The organism is Streptomyces sp. NPDC045021 (assembly GCF_056432645.1).
Map to the genome: position 1 here is coordinate 146,505 of NZ_JBWKIQ010000011.1, position 18,295 is coordinate 164,799.

The 18,295-nt window shown below is 71.7% G+C and carries 13 protein-coding genes; 4 read left to right on the forward strand and 9 right to left on the reverse strand.

Features of this window, described 5'->3' with window-relative positions:
* Positions 1-90: 90 nt before the first annotated feature.
* A complete protein-coding gene (locus AC07DC_RS29645) occupies positions 91-1,020 on the reverse strand; it encodes a proline dehydrogenase family protein (RefSeq protein WP_478917553.1) in 930 nt (309 codons plus the stop codon).
* Positions 1,021-1,155: 135 nt separating this feature from the next.
* Between AC07DC_RS29645 and AC07DC_RS29650 the strand changes: the two genes are divergently transcribed.
* Positions 1,156-2,415 carry a PucR family transcriptional regulator gene (locus tag AC07DC_RS29650; protein ID WP_478917554.1) on the forward strand — a complete coding sequence of 420 codons (1,260 nt, stop codon included), beginning with the start codon at positions 1,156-1,158 and terminating at the stop codon, positions 2,413-2,415.
* A 130-nt stretch (positions 2,416-2,545) separates the two neighbouring features.
* On the opposite strand, the gene serA is transcribed toward AC07DC_RS29650, so the two are convergent.
* From serA to AC07DC_RS29680, 6 genes are all read right to left on the reverse strand, one after another.
* Positions 2,546-4,138 carry a phosphoglycerate dehydrogenase gene (gene serA, locus AC07DC_RS29655; protein WP_478917555.1) on the reverse strand — a complete coding sequence of 531 codons (1,593 nt, stop codon included), beginning with the start codon at positions 4,136-4,138 and terminating at the stop codon, positions 2,546-2,548.
* 235 nt (positions 4,139-4,373) lie between these two features.
* Positions 4,374-5,375 (reverse strand): ketol-acid reductoisomerase, encoded by a 1,002-nt coding sequence (gene ilvC, locus AC07DC_RS29660; protein WP_478917556.1) that lies wholly within the window; start codon positions 5,373-5,375, stop codon positions 4,374-4,376.
* Between the two features lie 123 nt (positions 5,376-5,498).
* The gene (gene ilvN, locus AC07DC_RS29665) at positions 5,499-6,026 is read right to left on the reverse strand and encodes an acetolactate synthase small subunit (protein WP_138358736.1); all 528 of its coding nucleotides are present in this window, start codon (positions 6,024-6,026) and stop codon (positions 5,499-5,501) included.
* 31 nt (positions 6,027-6,057) lie between these two features.
* Entirely contained in the window at positions 6,058-7,935 is a 1,878-nt protein-coding gene (locus AC07DC_RS29670; protein WP_478917557.1) for an acetolactate synthase large subunit, read from the reverse strand.
* Positions 7,936-8,131: 196 nt separating this feature from the next.
* Positions 8,132-11,062, reverse strand: a complete 2,931-nt coding sequence (locus AC07DC_RS29675; RefSeq protein WP_478917558.1) for a putative bifunctional diguanylate cyclase/phosphodiesterase — start codon at positions 11,060-11,062, stop codon at positions 8,132-8,134.
* Between the two features lie 207 nt (positions 11,063-11,269).
* Positions 11,270-12,223, reverse strand: coding sequence for a 2-hydroxyacid dehydrogenase (locus tag AC07DC_RS29680; RefSeq protein WP_478917559.1), 954 nt, complete (start codon positions 12,221-12,223; stop codon positions 11,270-11,272).
* An 88-nt stretch (positions 12,224-12,311) separates the two neighbouring features.
* Between AC07DC_RS29680 and AC07DC_RS29685 the strand changes: the two genes are divergently transcribed.
* The 3 genes from AC07DC_RS29685 (at position 12,312) to AC07DC_RS29695 (ending at position 14,942) form a co-directional block, all read left to right on the forward strand.
* Positions 12,312-13,304, forward strand: coding sequence for an aldo/keto reductase (locus AC07DC_RS29685; protein WP_478917560.1), 993 nt, complete (start codon positions 12,312-12,314; stop codon positions 13,302-13,304).
* A gap of 271 nt (positions 13,305-13,575) precedes the next feature.
* On the forward strand, positions 13,576-14,763 hold the full coding sequence (locus tag AC07DC_RS29690; RefSeq protein ID WP_478917561.1) for a PQQ-dependent sugar dehydrogenase: 1,188 nt from the start codon (positions 13,576-13,578) through the stop codon (positions 14,761-14,763).
* A gap of 17 nt (positions 14,764-14,780) precedes the next feature.
* Positions 14,781-14,942 carry a DUF6191 domain-containing protein gene (locus tag AC07DC_RS29695; RefSeq protein WP_478917562.1) on the forward strand — a complete coding sequence of 54 codons (162 nt, stop codon included), beginning with the start codon at positions 14,781-14,783 and terminating at the stop codon, positions 14,940-14,942.
* Here AC07DC_RS29695 and AC07DC_RS29700 read toward each other — a convergent pair.
* Together AC07DC_RS29700 and AC07DC_RS29705 are read right to left on the reverse strand one after the other, a co-directional pair.
* Positions 14,923-18,009 (reverse strand): helix-turn-helix transcriptional regulator, encoded by a 3,087-nt coding sequence (locus AC07DC_RS29700; RefSeq protein WP_478917563.1) that lies wholly within the window; start codon positions 18,007-18,009, stop codon positions 14,923-14,925. The genes AC07DC_RS29695 and AC07DC_RS29700 overlap by 20 nt on opposite strands.
* A 38-nt stretch (positions 18,010-18,047) precedes the next feature.
* The gene (locus tag AC07DC_RS29705) at positions 18,048-18,263 is read right to left on the reverse strand and encodes a hypothetical protein (RefSeq protein ID WP_478917564.1); all 216 of its coding nucleotides are present in this window, start codon (positions 18,261-18,263) and stop codon (positions 18,048-18,050) included.
* Positions 18,264-18,295 lie beyond the last annotated feature (32 nt).

Consider the following 18,295-nt stretch of genomic DNA (forward strand, 5'->3'; position numbering starts at 1 on the left):
GTGCGCTCCTTGGGTTGAGGGCCGCTATGCGGTTGAGGGGGGCGCGCGCAGCGCTCCTTGGAAGGGTGGCGGCGGGTGACGGGTGGGCGCTCAGCGGCTGGGGAGGAAGGAACGGAGGAAGAAGGCGAGGTTGGCCGGACGCTCCGCGAGACGGCGCATGAAGTATCCGTACCAGTCTGCTCCGTAGGGCACGTAGATGCGCATACGCTCGCCGTCGTTCGCGAGGCGGCGCTGCTCCGCGGTGCGGATGCCGTAGAGCATCTGGAATTCGTAGCTGCCGGGCTTGCGGCCGTAGCGCGCGGCCAGCTCCTGGGCGATGGCGATCATGCGCGGGTCGTGCGAGCCGACCATCGGGTAGCCGTCGCCGGCCATGAGGATCTTCAGGACGCGCACATACGCCTTGTCGACCTCGGCCTTGGTCTGGAATGCGACGCTCGCGGGCTCCTTGTACGCGCCCTTCACCAGGCGTACCCGCGAACCGGCGACGGCCAGCTTCCTGGCGTCGTCCTCGGTGCGGAACAGGTACGACTGGATGACGGCGCCGGTGTCCGGGTGCTCCTTGCGCAGCTCGGCGAGGATCCCCAGGGTCGAGTCGACGGTGGTGTGGTCCTCCATGTCGAGGGTGACCGTGGTGCCGATCGCGGTGGCCAGTTCCGCGACCTCGCGGACGTTCTCCAGCGCGATGTCGTGGCCCCCGTCCGGCAGCGCCTGCCCGAAGGCGGACAGCTTCACGGAGACCTCGGCGCGGGTGCCGAGACCTTCGGCCTCCAGTGCCCGCAGCAGGCCCAGGTACGCGTCGCGGGTCGCGCTCGCGGTGGCCGCGTCCGTGACGTCCTCGCCCAGGTGGTCGAGGGTGACCTCCAGGCCGGACGCGGTGAGCTCGCGGACGTTGTCCATGGCGGGGTGCAGTTCGTCACCGGCGACGAAACGGTTCACCACGGGACGGGTGATCGGCGCGGCGGCGACGATGCGACGCATGCGGTCGCTGCGCGAGGCGGCGAGCAACACGGGACCGAGCACGGGGGCTCCTTCAGGATCAGAGCATGAACAGGCAGCGACACCGCGAAATCTAGGGTTCACCTACCCCGTGAACCATCGACACCTGTCACGCATCCGTGCCGCATCCCTCATACAGATGTAAGAGACAATGGCGGGGTGCGAGGTGACTACGAGGAACTGGTCGACGAGGTGTCCGCGCTCGTCGGCGCGCCCGCGACCCTGGAGGACCGCGATTTCCGGCTGATCGCCTTCGGCGCGCACGACAGCGACGACGGCGCGATGGACCCTGTCCGCACCCGGTCGATCCTGACCCGGCGCTCGACGGCCGAGGTCCGCTCCTGGTTCGAACGGTTCGGCATCGCCCGCGCCACCGGCCCGGTACGCATCCCCGCCGCCCCGGCCGCAGGCGTCGTCAGGGGCCGGATCTGCCTGCCGGTGCGCCATCGCGGCATCGTGCACGGCTATGTCTGGCTGCTCGACGACTCGGACGCCGGGCCGGACCCCGACCCGCGGCTGGTCGCCGCGATGGAGGTCTGCGACCGGATCGGCGACCGGCTGGCCGCCGAGTCCCGGGCGGGCGCCGATGTCGGCCGCGAGCTGCGCGCGGCGCTGACCGCGGGCCCCGGCGAGCGGCGCGATGCGGCGCGGGACGCGCTGAGCGCGGCGCTCGGCCCGGACGCGGACGAGGTGCACGCGCTCGTGTGCGTCCTCGGCTGGACGGCTCCGCCCGCCCTGGACAGCGCCTCCGGATCCGTCCTCCTCGCCGGAACCGGGGCCGGGGCCGATGCCGCCGACGGCGCGGACGACGGCTCGGGGGAACTGCCGGGGATCCGCTCGATCCCGGGCGCCGCGGCGCTCTGCCGGGTCCCGGCCCACGGGCCGCCCCATCCCGGCCCGGTCCCGGCCGCCGACCCGCTGGCCGTGCTGGTCCGGCTCCGCTCCGTCCAGCACCTCTCCCCCGCCCGCACCGCCGCCGCCCGGCTGCTGGAGACCTCGACCGCGCCCGGCGCGGTGGCCGGCATCGGCGAGCCCGCCCGCGGGCTGGACGGACTGTCCGAGGCGTGGCGGCAGGCGACCGCCGCCGCCCGCGCGGCCCGCGCCCAGCCCCGGCTCGCGCCCATCGCGGACTGGTCGGGCCTCGGCCCGTACCGCATGCTGTCGGCTTTCCCCGCCGGCGCGACCCCCGACCCCGCCGTGCTGCCGCTGCTCGAGCCGTCCCACCGCGAGCTCGCCCGCACCGCCGAGGTCTACCTCGACTGCGCGGGCCAGGCCGGTCGCACGGCCGCCGCCCTCGCCATCCACCGCCAGACGCTCTACTACCGTCTGTCGCGCATCGAGCAGCTCACCGGACTCGACCTCGACGAGGGCGAGGACCGGCTGCTGCTGCACATGGCGTTGAAGGCCGCGCGGCTCTAGAAACAGCCCCGGAGAAACGGCATCGGGGACACGTCACCGGAGAAACAGCTCCGGAAACGCGAAAACGAGTGGCGGCCCGGAGGTTTCCCCCCGGGCCGCCACTCGTCACTCATGTTCCCGACCGGACAGGTCAGTCCGTGAGGTCCACCGCGCGGGCCGACGTGGCGCCGATCTCCTCGGCGATCTCCGCGAGGGCGGCCGGCGGGATGCAGGAGTCGACGGTGAGAGCCACGAGGGCCTCGCCACCGACCGTCGCACGGGCGACCTGCATGCCCGCGATGTTGACGCCGGCCTCGCCGAGGATGCGGCCGACCGTGCCGACGACGCCGGGGCGGTCGGTGTAGCGGAGGAAGGCCATGTGGTCGGCGAGGACCAGGTCCACGTCCTCGTCACCGACGGCGACGATCTTCTGGATGTTCTTCGGCCCGGCCAGCGTGCCGGAGACCGACACCTCCGTGCCGTCCGTCAGAGTGCCGCGCACCGTGACCATGTTGCGGTGGTCGGGAGACTCGCTCGACGTGGTCAGCCGGACCTCGACACCGCGCTCCTGGGCGAAGAGCGGCGCGTTGACGTAGGAGACCGTCTCGGCGACGACGTCCTCGAAGACGCCCTTGAGCGCGGAGAGTTCGAGCACCTTCACGTCGTGCTGGGTGATCTCGCCGCGGACCTCGACATCGAGGCGGGCCGCGACCTCGCCGGCCAGCGCGGTGAAGATCCGGCCGAGCTTCTCGGCGAGCGGCAGGCCGGGACGGACGTCCTCGGCGATGACGCCGCCCTGGACGTTGACCGCGTCCGGAACCAGCTCACCGGCGAGCGCGAGGCGGACGGACTTGGCGACGGCGATGCCGGCCTTCTCCTGCGCCTCGTCGGTGGAGGCGCCCAGGTGCGGGGTGGCCACCACGTTGTCGAACTGGAAGAGCGGGGAGTCGGTGCACGGCTCCTTCGCGTACACGTCCAGGCCCGCACCCGCGACGCGGCCCTCCTTCAGGGCCGAGGCGAGCGCCTCCTCGTCCACGATCCCGCCGCGCGCGGCGTTCACGATCCGGACCGACGGCTTGACCTTGTGCAGGGCCTCGTCGCCGATCAGACCGAGGGTCTCGGGGGTCTTCGGGAGGTGGACGGTGATGAAGTCGGAGACCTCCAGCAGCTCGTCCAGGCTGAGGACCTTGACACCCATCTGGGCCGCGCGCGCGGGCTGGATGTAGGGGTCGTAGGCGACGATCTTCATACCGAACGCGGACATGCGCTGGGCGACCAGCGCGCCGATGCGGCCGAGGCCGACGACGCCGAGGGTCTTCTCGGCCAGCTCCACGCCGGTGTACTTGTTCCGCTTCCACTCGCCGTTCTTCAGCGCCGAGTTGGCCGGCGCGATGTTGCGGGCGGTGGCGATGAGCAGGCCACAGGCCAGCTCGGCGGCGGTGACGATGTTGGACGTCGGCGCGTTGACGACCATGACGCCGGCCTTGGTGGCGGCGGATACGTCGACATTGTCCAGGCCGACGCCCGCACGGGCGACGACTCGCAGTTTGGGCGCGGCGGCGATGGCTTCCGCATCCACCTTGGTGGCGCTTCGGACCAGGATGGCGTCGGCATCCTTGATCGCGGAGAGCAACTCACCCCGGTCGGCGCCGTTGCAGTGCCGGATGTCGAAATCCGGCCCCAGTGCGTCGACAGTGGCGGGCGACAGCTCTTCGGCGATGAGTACGACAGGCTTCTGGCTCACGTGGTCCTCACTTGTCCTTCGTGGGCGGCCGGTCCCGCGGACGCTCCAGGGAGGGAGGGGATGGCATGCCGCGTGGAAGACGCACGACGCTGTGAGCCTGACGCGCTTTGTAGTTGCAGTGTATCGGCGCCGCCGAGTACGACTTGTGCCTTGGTGGAAGGATCACCCGCACGTGGCTGTACGCCGTGGACAAGGTGCGGGGCGGCCACTGCGACCGCCCCGCACCCTACGGGGCTCACGCCTCGTCGTCGACCCAGCTCATGAGCTTGCGGAGCTTCTTGCCGGTGGTCTCCAGCAGGTGGTCCTGGTCGGCCTTCTTGTACTCGTTGTACTTCGGGAGGCCGGCGTTGTACTCGGCCATCCAGTTGTTGGCGAAGGTGCCGTCCTGGATCTCGGCGAGGACCTTCTTCATCTCGACCTTGGTCTGGTCGTTGATGATGCGGGGGCCGGTGATGTAGTCGCCCCACTCGGCGGTCTCGGAGACCGACCAGCGCATCTTCTCCAGGCCGCCCTCGTACATGAGGTCCACGATCAGCTTGAGCTCGTGGAGGCACTCGAAGTACGCGATCTCGGGCTGGTAGCCGGCCTCGACCAGGGTCTCGAAGCCCGCCTTGACCAGCGCGGAGGCGCCGCCGCAGAGGACCGCCTGCTCGCCGAAGAGGTCGGTCTCGGTCTCCTCGGTGAAGGTGGTCTTGATGACGCCGGCGCGGGTGCCGCCGATGCCCTTGGCGTAGGACAGCGCGAGCTCGAACGCCTTGCCCGTCGCGTCCTGCTCGACACCCGCGATGCACGGGACGCCGCGGCCCTCTTCGTACTGGCGGCGGACCAGGTGGCCCGGGCCCTTCGGGGCGACCAGGGCGACGTCGACATTGGCCGGCGGCTTGATGAAGCCGTAGCGGATGTTGAGGCCGTGGCCGAAGAAGAGGGCGTCGCCGTCCTTGAGGTTGTCCTTGATGGACTCCTCGTAGACCTTGGCCTGGAGCGGGTCCGGAACCAGGATCATGATGACGTCGGCCTCGGCGGCCGCCTGGGCGACGGAGACGACGCGCAGGCCCTCCTCCTCGGCCTTGACCTTGGACTTGGAGCCCTCGTGCAGGCCGACGCGCACGTCGACGCCGGAGTCACGCAGCGACAGCGCGTGGGCGTGGCCCTGGCTGCCGTATCCGATGACCGCGACCTTGCGGCCCTGGATGATGGAGAGGTCGGCGTCGTCGTCGTAGAACAGCTCGGCAGCCACTTGGGATATCTCCTTGGTTCTGGTGGATTGCCCACACAGTACGTCCGGTGGGCGGAAGAAAGCTTCTCGGTCTCGCTATGCGGTACCGCGTCGCCGCCGGAGCGGCGACGCGGTGCGCCGGCACTACGCGGAGCGGTCGAGGGCCCGCAGGGAGCGGTCGGTGATGGAGCGGGCGCCGCGCCCTATGGCGATGGTGCCGGACTGCACCAGCTCCTTGATGCCGAAGGGTTCCAGCATCTTGAGCATCGCCTCGAGCTTGTCGGCGCCGCCGGTGGCCTCGATCGTGACGGCCTCCGGGGAGACGTCCACGGTCTTGGCGCGGAACAGCTGGACGATCTCGACGATCTTGGAACGGGACTCGTTGTCGGCCCGCACCTTCACCAGAACGAGTTCACGCTGAACAGCGCCGGCCGGCTCCAGTTCCACGATCTTCAGAACATTGACCAGCTTGTTGAGCTGTTTGGTGACCTGCTCCAGCGGCAGCTCGTCGATCACGTTGACGACGATCGTGATGCGGGAGATCTCGGGGTGCTCGGTGGTGCCCACCGCGAGGGAGTCGATATTGAAGCCGCGGCGGGAGAACAGCGCGGTGATCCTGGCCAGGACGCCGGGCTTGTTCTCCACCAGGACGGAGAGCGTGTGCTTGGACATGTCGCTTCGTTCCTTCTCTCGGTCCTGCGCCTCAGTCTTCCTGGCCGTCGCTGAAGTCCGGGCGGACATCGCGGGCGGCCAGGATCTCGTCGTTGGAGGTACCGGCCGCGACCATCGGCCACACCATGGCGTCCTCGTGGACGATGAAGTCCACGACCACCGGGCGGTCGTTGATCGAGTTGGCCTTGGCGATGACCGCGTCCAGCTCGTCCGGGCTCTCGCAGCGCAGGCCCACGCAGCCCATCGCCTCGGAGAGCTTGACGAAGTCCGGGACGCGGGTGCCGCGGTTCACCGTCGAGCCGACGCCGACCGTCGAGCCGCTGTCGGCGTTGGTCTCACCGGCGTGCAGCACGGTGTTGGAGAAGCGCTCGCCGTAGAAGAGGTTCTGCCACTGGCGGACCATGCCCAGGGCGCCGTTGTTGATGATGGCGACCTTGATCGGGATGTTGTTGAGCGCGCAGGTGACCAGCTCCTGGTTGGTCATCTGGAAGCAGCCGTCACCGTCGACCGCCCAGACGGTCGCGCCGGGGACGCCGGCCTTGGCGCCCATCGCGGCGGGCACCGCGTACCCCATGGTCCCGGCGCCGCCGGAGTTGAACCACGTGTTGGGCTTCTCGTACTTGATGAACTGCGCGGCCCACATCTGGTGCTGGCCGACGCCGGCCGCGAACAGCGTGCCCTCGGGGGCCAGCTGGCCGATCCGCTCGATGACCTGCTGCGGGGAGAGGCTGCCGTCGTCCGGGGTGTCATAGCCCAGCGGGTACGTCTCCCGCCAGCGGTTGAGGTCCTTCCACCAGTCGGCGTAGTCGCCCTTGTGGCCGGCCTCGTGGTCCGCCTGGACGGCGACGATCAGGTCGGCGATGACCTCGCGGGCGTCGCCGACGATCGGCACGTCGGCGGCGCGGTTCTTGCCGATCTCGGCGGGGTCGATGTCGGCGTGCACGATCTTCGCGAACGGGGCGAAGGTGTCGAGCCGGCCGGTGACCCGGTCGTCGAAGCGGGCGCCGAGCGCGATCAGCAGGTCGGACTTCTGCAGCGCGGTGACCGCGGTGACGTCACCGTGCATGCCGGGCATGCCGACGTGCTGCGGGTGGCTGTCGGGGAACGAGCCGAGCGCCATCAGCGTGGTGACGACCGGGGCGCCGGTCAGCTCGGCGAGGATCCGCAGCTCGGCGGTGGCGCGGGCCTTCATGACGCCGCCACCGACGTACAGCACCGGGCGCTTGGCCTCGTTGATCAGCCGGGCGGCCTCGCGGATCTGCTTGGCGTGCGGCTTGGTCACCGGGCGGTAGCCGGGCAGGTCCATCTGCGGCGGCCAGGAGAAGGTCGTCTGGTTCTGCAGCGCGTCCTTGGCGATGTCGACGAGGACCGGGCCCGGACGGCCGGTGGCGGCGATGTGGAACGCCTCGGCGATGGTCCGCGGGATGTCGTCGGCCTTGGTCACCAGGAAGTTGTGCTTGGTGATCGGCATCGTGATGCCGCAGATGTCCGCCTCCTGGAAGGCGTCCGTACCGATCGCCTTGGAGGCGACCTGGCCGGTGATCGCGACCAGCGGGACGGAGTCCATGTGGGCGTCGGCGATCGGCGTCACGAGGTTGGTGGCGCCCGGTCCCGAGGTGGCCATGCACACGCCGACCCTGCCGGTGGCCTGCGCGTAGCCGGTGGCGGCGTGGCCGGCCCCCTGCTCGTGGCGGACCAGGATGTGGCGGACCTTGACGGAGTCCATCAGCGGGTCGTAGGCCGGCAGGATCGCACCGCCAGGGATACCGAATACGGTGTCGGCGCCGACCGCCTCGAGCGAACGAATGAGGGACTGGGCGCCCGTCATGCGCTCTGCGGTGGTGGGCTGCTGTCCCCCGCTACGGGCCCGCTGCTGCGGATGGGGGGCCCCGGTGGCCTGCTCGGTCATCTGCGTTCTCTTCTCTCGAAGATGAGTTTCTTCTGGGTGCCAGGCAACAAAAAACCCCTCGTGCCGTCAGGCAAGCGAGGGGAGCGCGTCGGTGCGTTTCCAAGGCGGTGATGGGCCTCGGTCAGCCGACGCGCTTTCCAAGTACGAGAATTCGGGTGCGCATGGACACGACCCTCCCCCTGGACCCCTCGGAGTGTCAAGCGGGTGGGACGGGCGTCTCAGCATTTGAGCGAAGAGGATCACCCGTTCCGGTGTTTCCGGTGTGCCGCACGGGCAGCGGGCCGCCGGTCAGAGCGATGGAACCATGCGGTACGGGATAACCGCCACGGGCCAGGGAGCCCCTCAGCCGGTGTTCGTCGAGCGGACCGGAGAAGGCCATGCCCTGGCCGTGCGTACAGCCCATGGCGCGCAGCGCGAGGACCTGCTCCGGCCGGTCCACCCCGTCCGCGACGGTGCGGATGCCCAGGTCCTCGGCGATCCGCAGCATGCCCGCGGTGATCTTGTGGAGCCGGGCGGACTCTCCCCCCACCTTCGGCGGGGGGACCCCCAAGCCCTCGACGAAGGAGCGGTCGAATTTGAGCAGGTCCACCGGGAGCCTGCGCAGCGCGGTCATCGCGGCGTATCCGGCGCCGAAGCCGTCCAGCGCGATCTGCACGCCGAGCCGGCGCAGCGCCGACAGCCTGCGCTCCAGATCCTCCAGGGAGATCCTCGGGTCGTTGTCGGTCAGCTCCAGGACCAGTCCACCGGTCGGCAGCTCGTGGCGGGCCAGCAGGGACTCGATGTTGCCGAGCGGCAGGTCCCGGTGCATCAGCCGGCGGACGGACATCCGGACGGCCACCGGTACGGCATGGCCCGCGCCGTGCCGCAGCGCGGCCTGCTCGACCGCCTCCTGCAGCAGCCAGCGGCTCAGCTCCGCGGTGCGGTCGGTGTCCTCCGCCACCCGCAGGAACTCGGCGGGGGTGAAGAGGATGCCCTGGGCGGAGCGCCAGCGGGCCTGCGCCTCGACGGCCACCACCCGGCCGGTCCGCAGCTCGACCACGGGCTGGTGCAGCAGGGTGAACTCCCCGTCGTGCAGGGCGTTGCGCAGCCGGGTGGCCAGCTCCGCGCGGCGCACCACGTCGGCCTGCATCTGGGGCGCGTACATCTCGACCCGGCCCTTGCCCGCCTGTTTCGCGCGGTACATCGCCAGGTCCGCGTTGCGCATCAGCTCGCTGGGCGTGATCCCCGGCTCGGCGAAGGCGACGCCGATGCTGGCCGCCACCCGGACCTCACCGGATTCCACCCGGTACGGCTCGGAGAGCGCGGAGCGCAGCCGGTCGGCGATCTCGTGGATCTGGTACTCCCGCAGCTGCCGGTCGGCGCTCCCGCCACAGATGAGGGCGGCGAATTCATCGCCGCCCAATCGTGCCGCCGTGTCCCCGGACCGGACCGACTCCTGGAGCCGCCGGGCCGCCTGGACGAGAAGCTCGTCGCCGGCCTGGTGGCCGACCGTATCGTTGACCGCCTTGAAGCCGTCGAGGTCGACGAAGAGCACCGCCGCGTCGCCGTCGCCGCTCCGGCGGCCGCCGAGCGCTCGGCTCACCCGCTCGGTGAACAGGGCCCGGTTGGGCAGGTCGGTGAGCGGGTCGTGCGAGGCGTTGTGCTGGAGCTGGGCCTGCAGCCGCACCCGTTCGGTCACATCGCGGCTGTTGAAGATCAGGCCGCCCTGGTAGCGGTTGACGCTGGACTCCACATTCAGCCAGCCGTCGCCGTCCCGGCCGCGCCCGGCGCGGATCCGGCATTCGATGCGCGTAGCGGGCTCCGCGGCGGGCGAGGCGGCGAGAAACCTGCGGACCTCGTGCACCACCCGCCCCAGATCCTCGGGATGGATGTGCGAGGCGAGCTCGGTGCCGACCATGTCCTCGGCGTCACGCCCGTACACACCGCGGGCGGCGGGACTCACGTAGCGCAGCACGCCGGTGGGCGCGGCGATCATGATGACATCGCTGGAGCCCTGCACCAGGGAGCGGAAGTGGTTCTCCTTCTGGGCCAGTTCCTGGGTGAGGGAGATGTTGTCGAGCAGCATGATGCCCTGGCGGACGACGAGCGCGAGGACGACGGTGCAGCCGGTGAAGAGCACCACATGGTCGGTCTTCAGGCCGTTGATCACGTTGGAGAGGATGCCGAGGGTGCAGACGGCCGCGGCGAGGTACGGGATGAGCGCGGACAGCGATCCCGCGACCCTGCGACGGGAGTGCGCCATGGAGCGCCGGTCGCCCGACCGGGCACCCTCACGCCGGCCGGCCCAGGGGGCGTAGGCGAGCAGCATGCTGCCGGCGAACCAGCCGGCGTCCAGCATCTGGCCGGAGTGGTATCCGTGGCGCCAGAGCGAGGAGCGGAACAGGGCGTCGCACAGCACGGTCAGAGCGAGCGCCGCGATCGCGGTGTTGACCGCGGCGCGGTTGGCCGGGGAGCGCCGGAAGTGCAGCGCTAGCACCATGCTGGCCAGCGCGATGTCGAGCAGCGGGTAGGCGAGCTTCAGCGCGGCATGGGCGGCGCTCTGCCCGCGCAGCGTCGCGTCGCTCGCGAGCGCGAGGCTCCACGACAGGGTGAGCAGCGAGCCGCCGATCAGCCAGGCGTCCAGCCCCAGGCAGACCCAGCCCGCCCGGGTGACCGGGCGCTTGGCGAGCATCAGCAGGCCGACGATGGCCGGTGGGGCGAAGAGCAGGAAGAAGAAGTCGGCGGCTGTGATGTCCGGGAGATGTTCGACGCCCAGCACTACCTCGTACCAACCCCATGTGCCGTTGCCGAGCGCCACCATGGCGGACGATCCGGCGAACAGGAACCAGGTCGGTCGGCTGCGATCGGTGAGCGTCCTTGCGTAGACGAACGAGGAGACGCTGGCCGCGGCCGCGGCGCCGGCGAGCCCGAAGTCTCCCATGATGTCGGCGACCCAGGCCGATCCCCAGCCGACCGCGGCGCCGGTCGCGTAGCCTCCGCAGAGCACGGCGACCAGGAGTTGGGGCACCAGCCCCGCCCGGCCGGTGTGGGCGGGTGGCTGAGCGAGTACGGCCCCGGTCGAACTCACCGTGTGATCCCGTATCGCTGTCGCGGCGCGCCTCGGTGCCGCGTCAGGTCGTCTCGCCATTGGCCGTGCATCACCCGTCGCCCCCCTCGCTTGCTGACCCTTCGCGCGCCGCCGGCAACCCATGGGCGTCCGTGACGCGTCCCCCGGTCCGGACGATACACCAGACTCGTCACTCAGGGACATAGTTCCTCTACACAGCGTAACCGCAAGGGAGATCACCAGTACGCAGTGCAGTCACCGGGTGCCGCACGCCCTCCACCTGCGACGTCAGGTGGTGGTGACCACGTTGCTCAACGGCTCTCCCGTGGCGAAACGGAACAGTTGTGCGCGCAGCAGCCGCTTGGCCCTCGGGAGGAACGCGGAGGTGCTGCCGCCGACGTGCGGGCTGATGAGAAGGCCCGGAGCGTGCCAGAGCGGGTGGCCGGCGGGCAGCGGTTCCGGGTCCGTGACATCGAGTGCCGCGCGCAGCCGTCCGGACTCCAGTTCGGCGAGCAGCGCCTTGGTGTCGACAACGGGCCCGCGCGCGACGTTGACCAGGAGCGCGCCGTCCCTCATCCGGGCGAGGAATTCCGCTCCCACCAGCCCGCGGGTGGTCTCGGTGAGCGGGGTGGACAGGACCACCACATCGGCCTGCGGCAGGAGTTCGGGCAGTTCGGCGAGGGCGTGCACCGGGCCGCGCGGGGAGGGTCGCGCGGTGCGGGCGACCCGTACGACATCGCACTCGAACGGCGTGAGCCGGTCCTCGATCGCGCTGCCGATCGCGCCGTAGCCGATGACGAGCACGCTCTTGTCGGCGAGCGCCGGGTAGAAACCGTCGTGCCACTCCTCGGCGTCCTGGCCGCGGACGAAGCGCGGGATGCCGCGCAGCGAGGCGAGGGTGAGCGCGAGGGTGAGTTCCGCGGTGCTCGCCTCGTGCACCCCGCGGGCGTTGCACAGGCGCACGCCGGGCGGCAGGTCCTTGAGGTGTCCGGCGACCTGGTCGGTGCCGGCGCTCAGGGTCTGGACGACGCGGACGCCCGTCATCCGGGGCAGCGGCCGGGAGGCGACCTCCGCTCCCTTCATGTACGGGACGACGTAGAACGCGGCGGTCGACGGGTCCGCCGGGTACTCGTCGGCGCCGTCCCAGAAGACGTAGTCGAGGTCGGTGGGGAGCGGGCCGATCTCCTCGGCCGGGATGGGCAGCCAGACCTGGGGCCGGTGGTTCAGCAACGTGTCAGCCATGGTCAGGAGGTTATGTGATGCGCTGTCGGACGGGGACGTTACCTTGGTCCACGCCCCCCGTTCGGGCGCGGCGAGGAGGGCAGGGCAGGTGGAGCGCAGGACAATCGGTGCAGCAGCTCTCGAAGTGGGCGCCGTGGGCCTGGGATGCATGCCCATGAGCTGGGCGTACAGCGCTTCGCGGCAGGACGGCGAGGGGTCCTTGCGGGCGGTGCACACCGCGCTGGACAGCGGGACGTCACTGCTGGACACGGCGGACATGTACGGGCCGTTCACCAACGAGTTGCTGGTGGGGCGGGTGCTGCGGGAGCGCCGTCAGGACGTGTTCGTCTCCACCAAGTGCGGTCTGCTGGTGGGCGAGCAGCACATCGTGGCCAACGGGCGGCCCGGCTACGTCAAGAGGGCTTGTGACGCGTCGCTGCGGCGGCTGCAGACCGATGTCATCGACCTGTACCAGTTGCACCGCATCGATGCGGAGGTCCCCGTCGAGGAGACCTGGGGTGCGATGGCGGAGCTGGTGGCGGCGGGCAAGGTGCGGTCGCTCGGCCTGTGCGCGGTCGGGGCGCGCGGAAACCGGCGTACCGGCTCCCGGATGCACGACGAAACGATCCGGCAGTTGGTGCGGGCGCAGCAGGTCTTCCCGGTGAGCTGCGTGCAGGCGGAGCTGTCGGTGTGGTCCACCGAGGCGCTGGAGGCGCTGCTGCCGTGGTGCGCGGCGCGCGGCGTCGGCTTCATGGCGGCGATGCCGTTGGGCAACGGGTTCCTCACCGGCACCCTGACCCCGGGACAGGGCTTCGAGCCGGACGACCTGCGGGCCCGCCATCCGCGGTTCACGGCCGAGATGATGGCGTCCAACCAGCCGATCGTGGCGGGCCTGCGGCGGATCGCGGAACGGCACGACGCGACTCCCGCGCAGGTGGCGCTGGCCTGGGTGCTGGGCCAGGGCGCCGCGGTGGTCCCGGTACCGGGCACCAAGACCGAGCGGTGGGCGGCGGAGAACGCGGGGGCGGCCGCGCTGCGCCTGGAGCCGGCGGACTTCGCGGAGATCGCCGCGCTGCCCGCCGTACGGGGCTCCTGGGACTGACCGTGCGGCGTGCGGGCTCCGGAGCGTGCGGGCCCCCGGGGCCGGCGGGAGACTGGGACGGAGCGGCGGGGCGGCGGCGCGGGGCCCGGTGCCGGGCACCGCGGGCGGACCGACGACGACCGGAGGCGACCCCATGGGAACCGCGAAGACCCGGGCGGCGCGGGCCCGTTGTGTGCTGCAATTTCCCGGGGGTCGTCCCCGAGTCCCAGGCAGGCATCGCGGGGCGGAGCCCGGTGATGCCACCGCGGGACACCACGAGGGAGGACCCGCCGTGCACCGCCGTACCACCACCGTGACCGCCGTGACCGCCGTGCTTGCCGCCGCCGCGCTGCTCGCCGGCTGCTCGTCGCCCGACGGCGGGGTGCCGAAGCCCCCGGCCACGCAGCGGCCGACCACGTCCACCGCCCCCAGCCCGACGGCGACCGCCGAACCCTCGGATTCCGCGTCCGCCGCTCCCGCGACGGGCACCGCCACGGTGTCCGGCACCGTCGCCACCGGCCTCGCCACGCCCTGGGGGGTCGCCGAACTCCCGGACGGGGCGCTGCTGGTCGCCTCACGGGACACCGGAAAGATTCTCAGGACCGATCCGGCCACCGGGAAGACCACCGAGGTCGGCTCGGTGCCGGGGGTGGCCGGCGGAACGGGCGGCGAGGGCGGCCTGCTCGGGCTCGCGATCTCCCCGTCGTTCGGCTCGGACCGGCTCGTGTACGCGTACTTCACCACCGCCGACGACAACCGCATCGCGCGCATGCTCTACGACCCGGCAAGGCCCGTGGGCCAGCAGCTGGGCGCGCCCGACACGATCCTGCGCGGCATTCCCAGCGGCACCAACCACAACGGCGGCCGGATCGCCTTCGGCCCCGACAAGATGCTCTACGCCGGGACCGGCGAGAGCGGCAACAAGCCGCTGGCCCAGGACAAGACGTCGCTGGGCGGGAAGATCCTGCGGATGACACCGGACGGGCAGCCCGCGCACGGCAATCCCGAGGCCGATTCCGTGGTCTATTCGTACGGCCACCGCAATGTGCAGGGCCTGGCCTGGGACGCCCAGGGCCGGCTGTGGGCCGCGGAGTTCGGGCAGAACACCTGGGACGAGCTGAACCTCATCGAGCCGGGCAAGAACTACGGCTGGCCGGTCGTCGAGGGCCAGGCCCACCGCGAGGGGTACGTCGACCCCGTGGCGCAGTGGCACACCGAGGACGCCTCCCCCAGCGGCATCGCCTACGCCGCCGGCTGCATCTGGATGGCTTCGCTGAAGGGCGAGCGGCTGTGGCGCATCCCGCTGAACGGCACGAAGGCAGCGGCGGCCCCACAGCCGTTCTTCACCGGAACCTACGGGCGGCTGCGAACCGTTGTCACCCTGGAGGACGGCACCCTGCTGCTGACCACCAGCAACACCGACGGACGCGGCACACCCAAGCCCGGCGACGACCGCATCCTGCGGCTGAAGGTCGGCTGACAGCGGGAAGGTGCGAGATGTTCAATCCCCTGGAGGAGCTCTTCACCCCGGGACGCAAGCACACCGACGACGAGCAGAACCGGCTGGCGCTCTCCCGGGAGGACACCGGCGACAACGATCCCGGACGCGGGTCGATCGACCTCGAGTCCGGGAAGGTCGTCATACGGACGGAACGGTGAACAGCCGCAGCCGGTGCGCCAGCGCCGCCGCCTCGCCCCGGCCGGAGACGCTCAGCTTGGCCAGGATGTTGGAGACGTGCACGCTCGCCGTCTTCGGCGAGATGAAGAGCTCCTCGGCGATCTGACGATTCGTCCGGCCGTCGGTGACCAGCCGCAGCACATCGCGTTCCCGCGCGGTCAGGCCCAGCGCCTCGGCCGGATCGGCGGGTCCGTCGGCCACGGGGATCTGCCGCGGGCCCTCCCGGCCGTCCGGCTCGTGCAGCGACAGCCGGGCACGCTGCGCGAGCAGCGCGACCTCGTCGGCCAGCGGGCGGGCGCCGAGCGCCTCGGCGGCCGAGTGGGCGAGGACGAGGAGCGCGCCGGCCTCCTCGCGGCTCTCCCTGGCCTCGCGGGCCTCCCCGGTCTCGTGCCCGGTGGCCAGCAGCGCCTCGGCCCACCGGTAGCGGACCTGGGCCAGCTCGTACGGTCGCCCCACCGGTTCGAAGGCGTGGACCGTCGCGGCCCACCGCTCGGGCGCGGCCTGGCCTTCGGCGCGGGCGAGTTCCGCCTCGACGAGCAGGGCGTACGCCTCCCAGACCGGTGCGAGCCGGGGCAGCGAGGACGCGGTGCTGCGGATGCGCTTCAGGTGCGCCGCGCGGTCCGGGTCGTCGACGGTCATCCAGGGCGCGTCCGCCTCGGCGGCGGCGCCCGCGGCCAGCAGCGGCCACCAGTAGCGGGAGGTGCCGGGCACGAAGCCCGCCGCGAAGGCGTCGGCCAGGACCTGACGCGCCTCGTCGAAGCGGCCCCGCCGGACGGCGATCTCCAGGGCGAGCGTGCGGATGGGGACCAGGTGCTGGGGCTGCGAGTCGTGGACGAAACTGTCGCGGGCGGCCCGCGCGTACTCCTCGGCCGGCTCGGTCAGCCCGCGGCGCAGTGCGAGGAAGCCCAGGTACATCGTCTGCCCGCCGGCCGCCATCCGTCCCGACGCGTTGTTGCGGGACCACTGGATCGCCGCCTCGCTGCGGTCCCACAGCCCGAGCGAGAAGAGCGATTCGCCCTCGTTGCCGCGCAGATAGGCCCGCACACTGCGGGTGGCGATCTCCCGGACCAGCTCGATGCCCTCGGTCGCGACGGCGATGGCGTCATGGGACCGGCCGACGCCCTCCAGGACCGAGGAGAGGTTTCCGTGGGAGCGGCCGATGAGCCCGGGCAACCCGAGCTCGCGCGCCTCCCGGCAGACGTCCTCGGCCAGCGCCAGACCGCCTTCGACGTCCCCGGAGTCGGCGTGCAGCAGCCCGAGGGTCAGCCGGGCGTTCAGCTCCGTCTCGTGGGCACCGACCAGGCGGGCCAGATCCACGGCCCGCTCCGCCGTGGCGATGGCCTCCTCACCCGACTTGTGGATCATCATCCAGGCGGCGGCGAAGGCGAGGACGTCGGCGTGGACGGCGGACGGCGGCAGACCGCGCAGGAGCTCCTGGGCGCGGGCCACGTCCTCCCAGCCGTCGCCCCGGCCCAGGTCCTGGACCAGCCGGGAGCGCTGGGCGCGGAACCAGGCGGCCCGCAGCGCGTCCGTCGTGTCGTCTATCAGCCGCAGCGCGCGCTTGGCCACGGCGAAGGCGCGCTCGGGCTCGCCGCTCAGCCGGGCGGAGACAGTGATCTCGGCCAGCAGGTCCAGGAAGCTCAGCGGGGTGTCGGGGTGGCAGCCGCACGGCGGATAGACCTCGGCGTAGTCGGCCGGACGCAGCTCGCCGCGGATCTCCTCCGGGGTGTCCTCCCACAGCTCCAGGGCCCGCTCCAGCAGCCGGTGCTGCTCGGCGTAGGCGTGCCGGTGCCGGGCCTCGACGGAGGCGCGCAGCACGGCGGGCAGCGCCTTGGCCGGGTCGTGCGCGTGGTACCAGTAGCTGGCCAGCCGGGCGGCCCGCTCGTCGGTGCGGACCAGGCCGGGGCCGTTCTCCAGGGCCTGCGCGTACCGGCGGTTGATCCGGCTGCGCTCGCCGGGCAGCAGATCGTCGCTGACGGCCTCGCGGACCAGGGAGTGCCGGAAGCGGTAGCCGTCGCCGTCGTCGGAGGGCAGCAGGATGTTGGCGCCGACGCAGGCGCGCAGCGCCTCGATGAGGTCGTCCTCGGAGAGGCCCGCGACGGCGGCGAGCAGCGGGTACTCCACGGTGGTGCCGCCTTCGGCGACGATCCGCGCGGCACGCTGGGCGTCCTCGGGCAGCGTTTCGAGCCGCACCAGCAGCAGGTCGCGCAGCGAGTCGCTCAGCCCGGAGCTGCAGCCCTGCTGGATGCTGACGGCCAGTTCCTCCACGAAGAACGGGTTGCCGTCGGAACGCTCGAAGACCCGGTCCACCATGCCGCCCTCGGGCTCGGCGGCCAGGATGCCGGTGATCTGGCAGCGGACCTCCGCTCGGCTGAACCGGGACAGCTCGATCCGTTCGACCGTGCGCAGCCGGTCCAGCTCGGCGAGGAAGGGCCGCAGCGGGTGCCTGCGGTGGATGTCGTCGGACCGGTAGGTGGCCACGATCACGAGACGGCCGCGGTGCAGCGACCGGAAGAGATAGGCGAGCAGCTCGCGGGTGGAGCGGTCGCCCCAGTGCAGGTCCTCCAGGACGAGGACGACGGTACGGTCCGCCGCCAGCCGCTCCAGCAGCCGGGCGGTGAGCTCGAAGAGCCGCACCCGGCCGTCGTCGTCGTGCGAGTCGCGCCCGTCGCGCGAGACCTCGCGGTGCTCGCCCAGCTCGGGCAGCAGCCGCGACAGCTCGCCGGCCTGGTTGCCGGCCGCGGCCGTCAGCTCGTCCCCGAGCTGCCGGTAGAGCGAACGCAGGGCCGTCGACACCGGTGCGAAGGGCAGGCCCTCCGCGCCGATCTCCACACAGCCGCCGACGGCCGTGACCGCGCCGTCGGCGGCGGCCGCCGCGAGGAACTCCTCGGTGAGGCGGGTCTTGCCGACGCCCGCCTCACCGCTGACGACCAGCGCCTGCGGCTCGCCCGCCCGGGAGCGGGCGAGCGCATCGGTGAGGCGGGTCAATTCGCTGTCGCGGCCGACGAAGACGGGGCTCACGGACTGGGTCTGCACAGTGCTGAGCATCGCACGGCGGTCCGACAGCGGCGTAGCGGATATCACCTTCACGAGGCCGCGTGGTGGCGTACTCCCCGCAGTACGCGCCCCACCCTTCCGGCGTCGGTGTTCACCTGCCCCCCGCGGCGTGCCGCGCGCTGCGCCTCGCGCTGGGCCTGGCGCCGGCTCCGGCGGGCGGCGATGACCGCACGGGCCTGGTTCTCGTCCCTGGCCCGACGCTGGAGTTCGGCGGCGCGGACCTGGTGGAGTTCGAACTCGTACATGGTGTTTCCCCTTGGCTCTGCGGCTTGTTCCG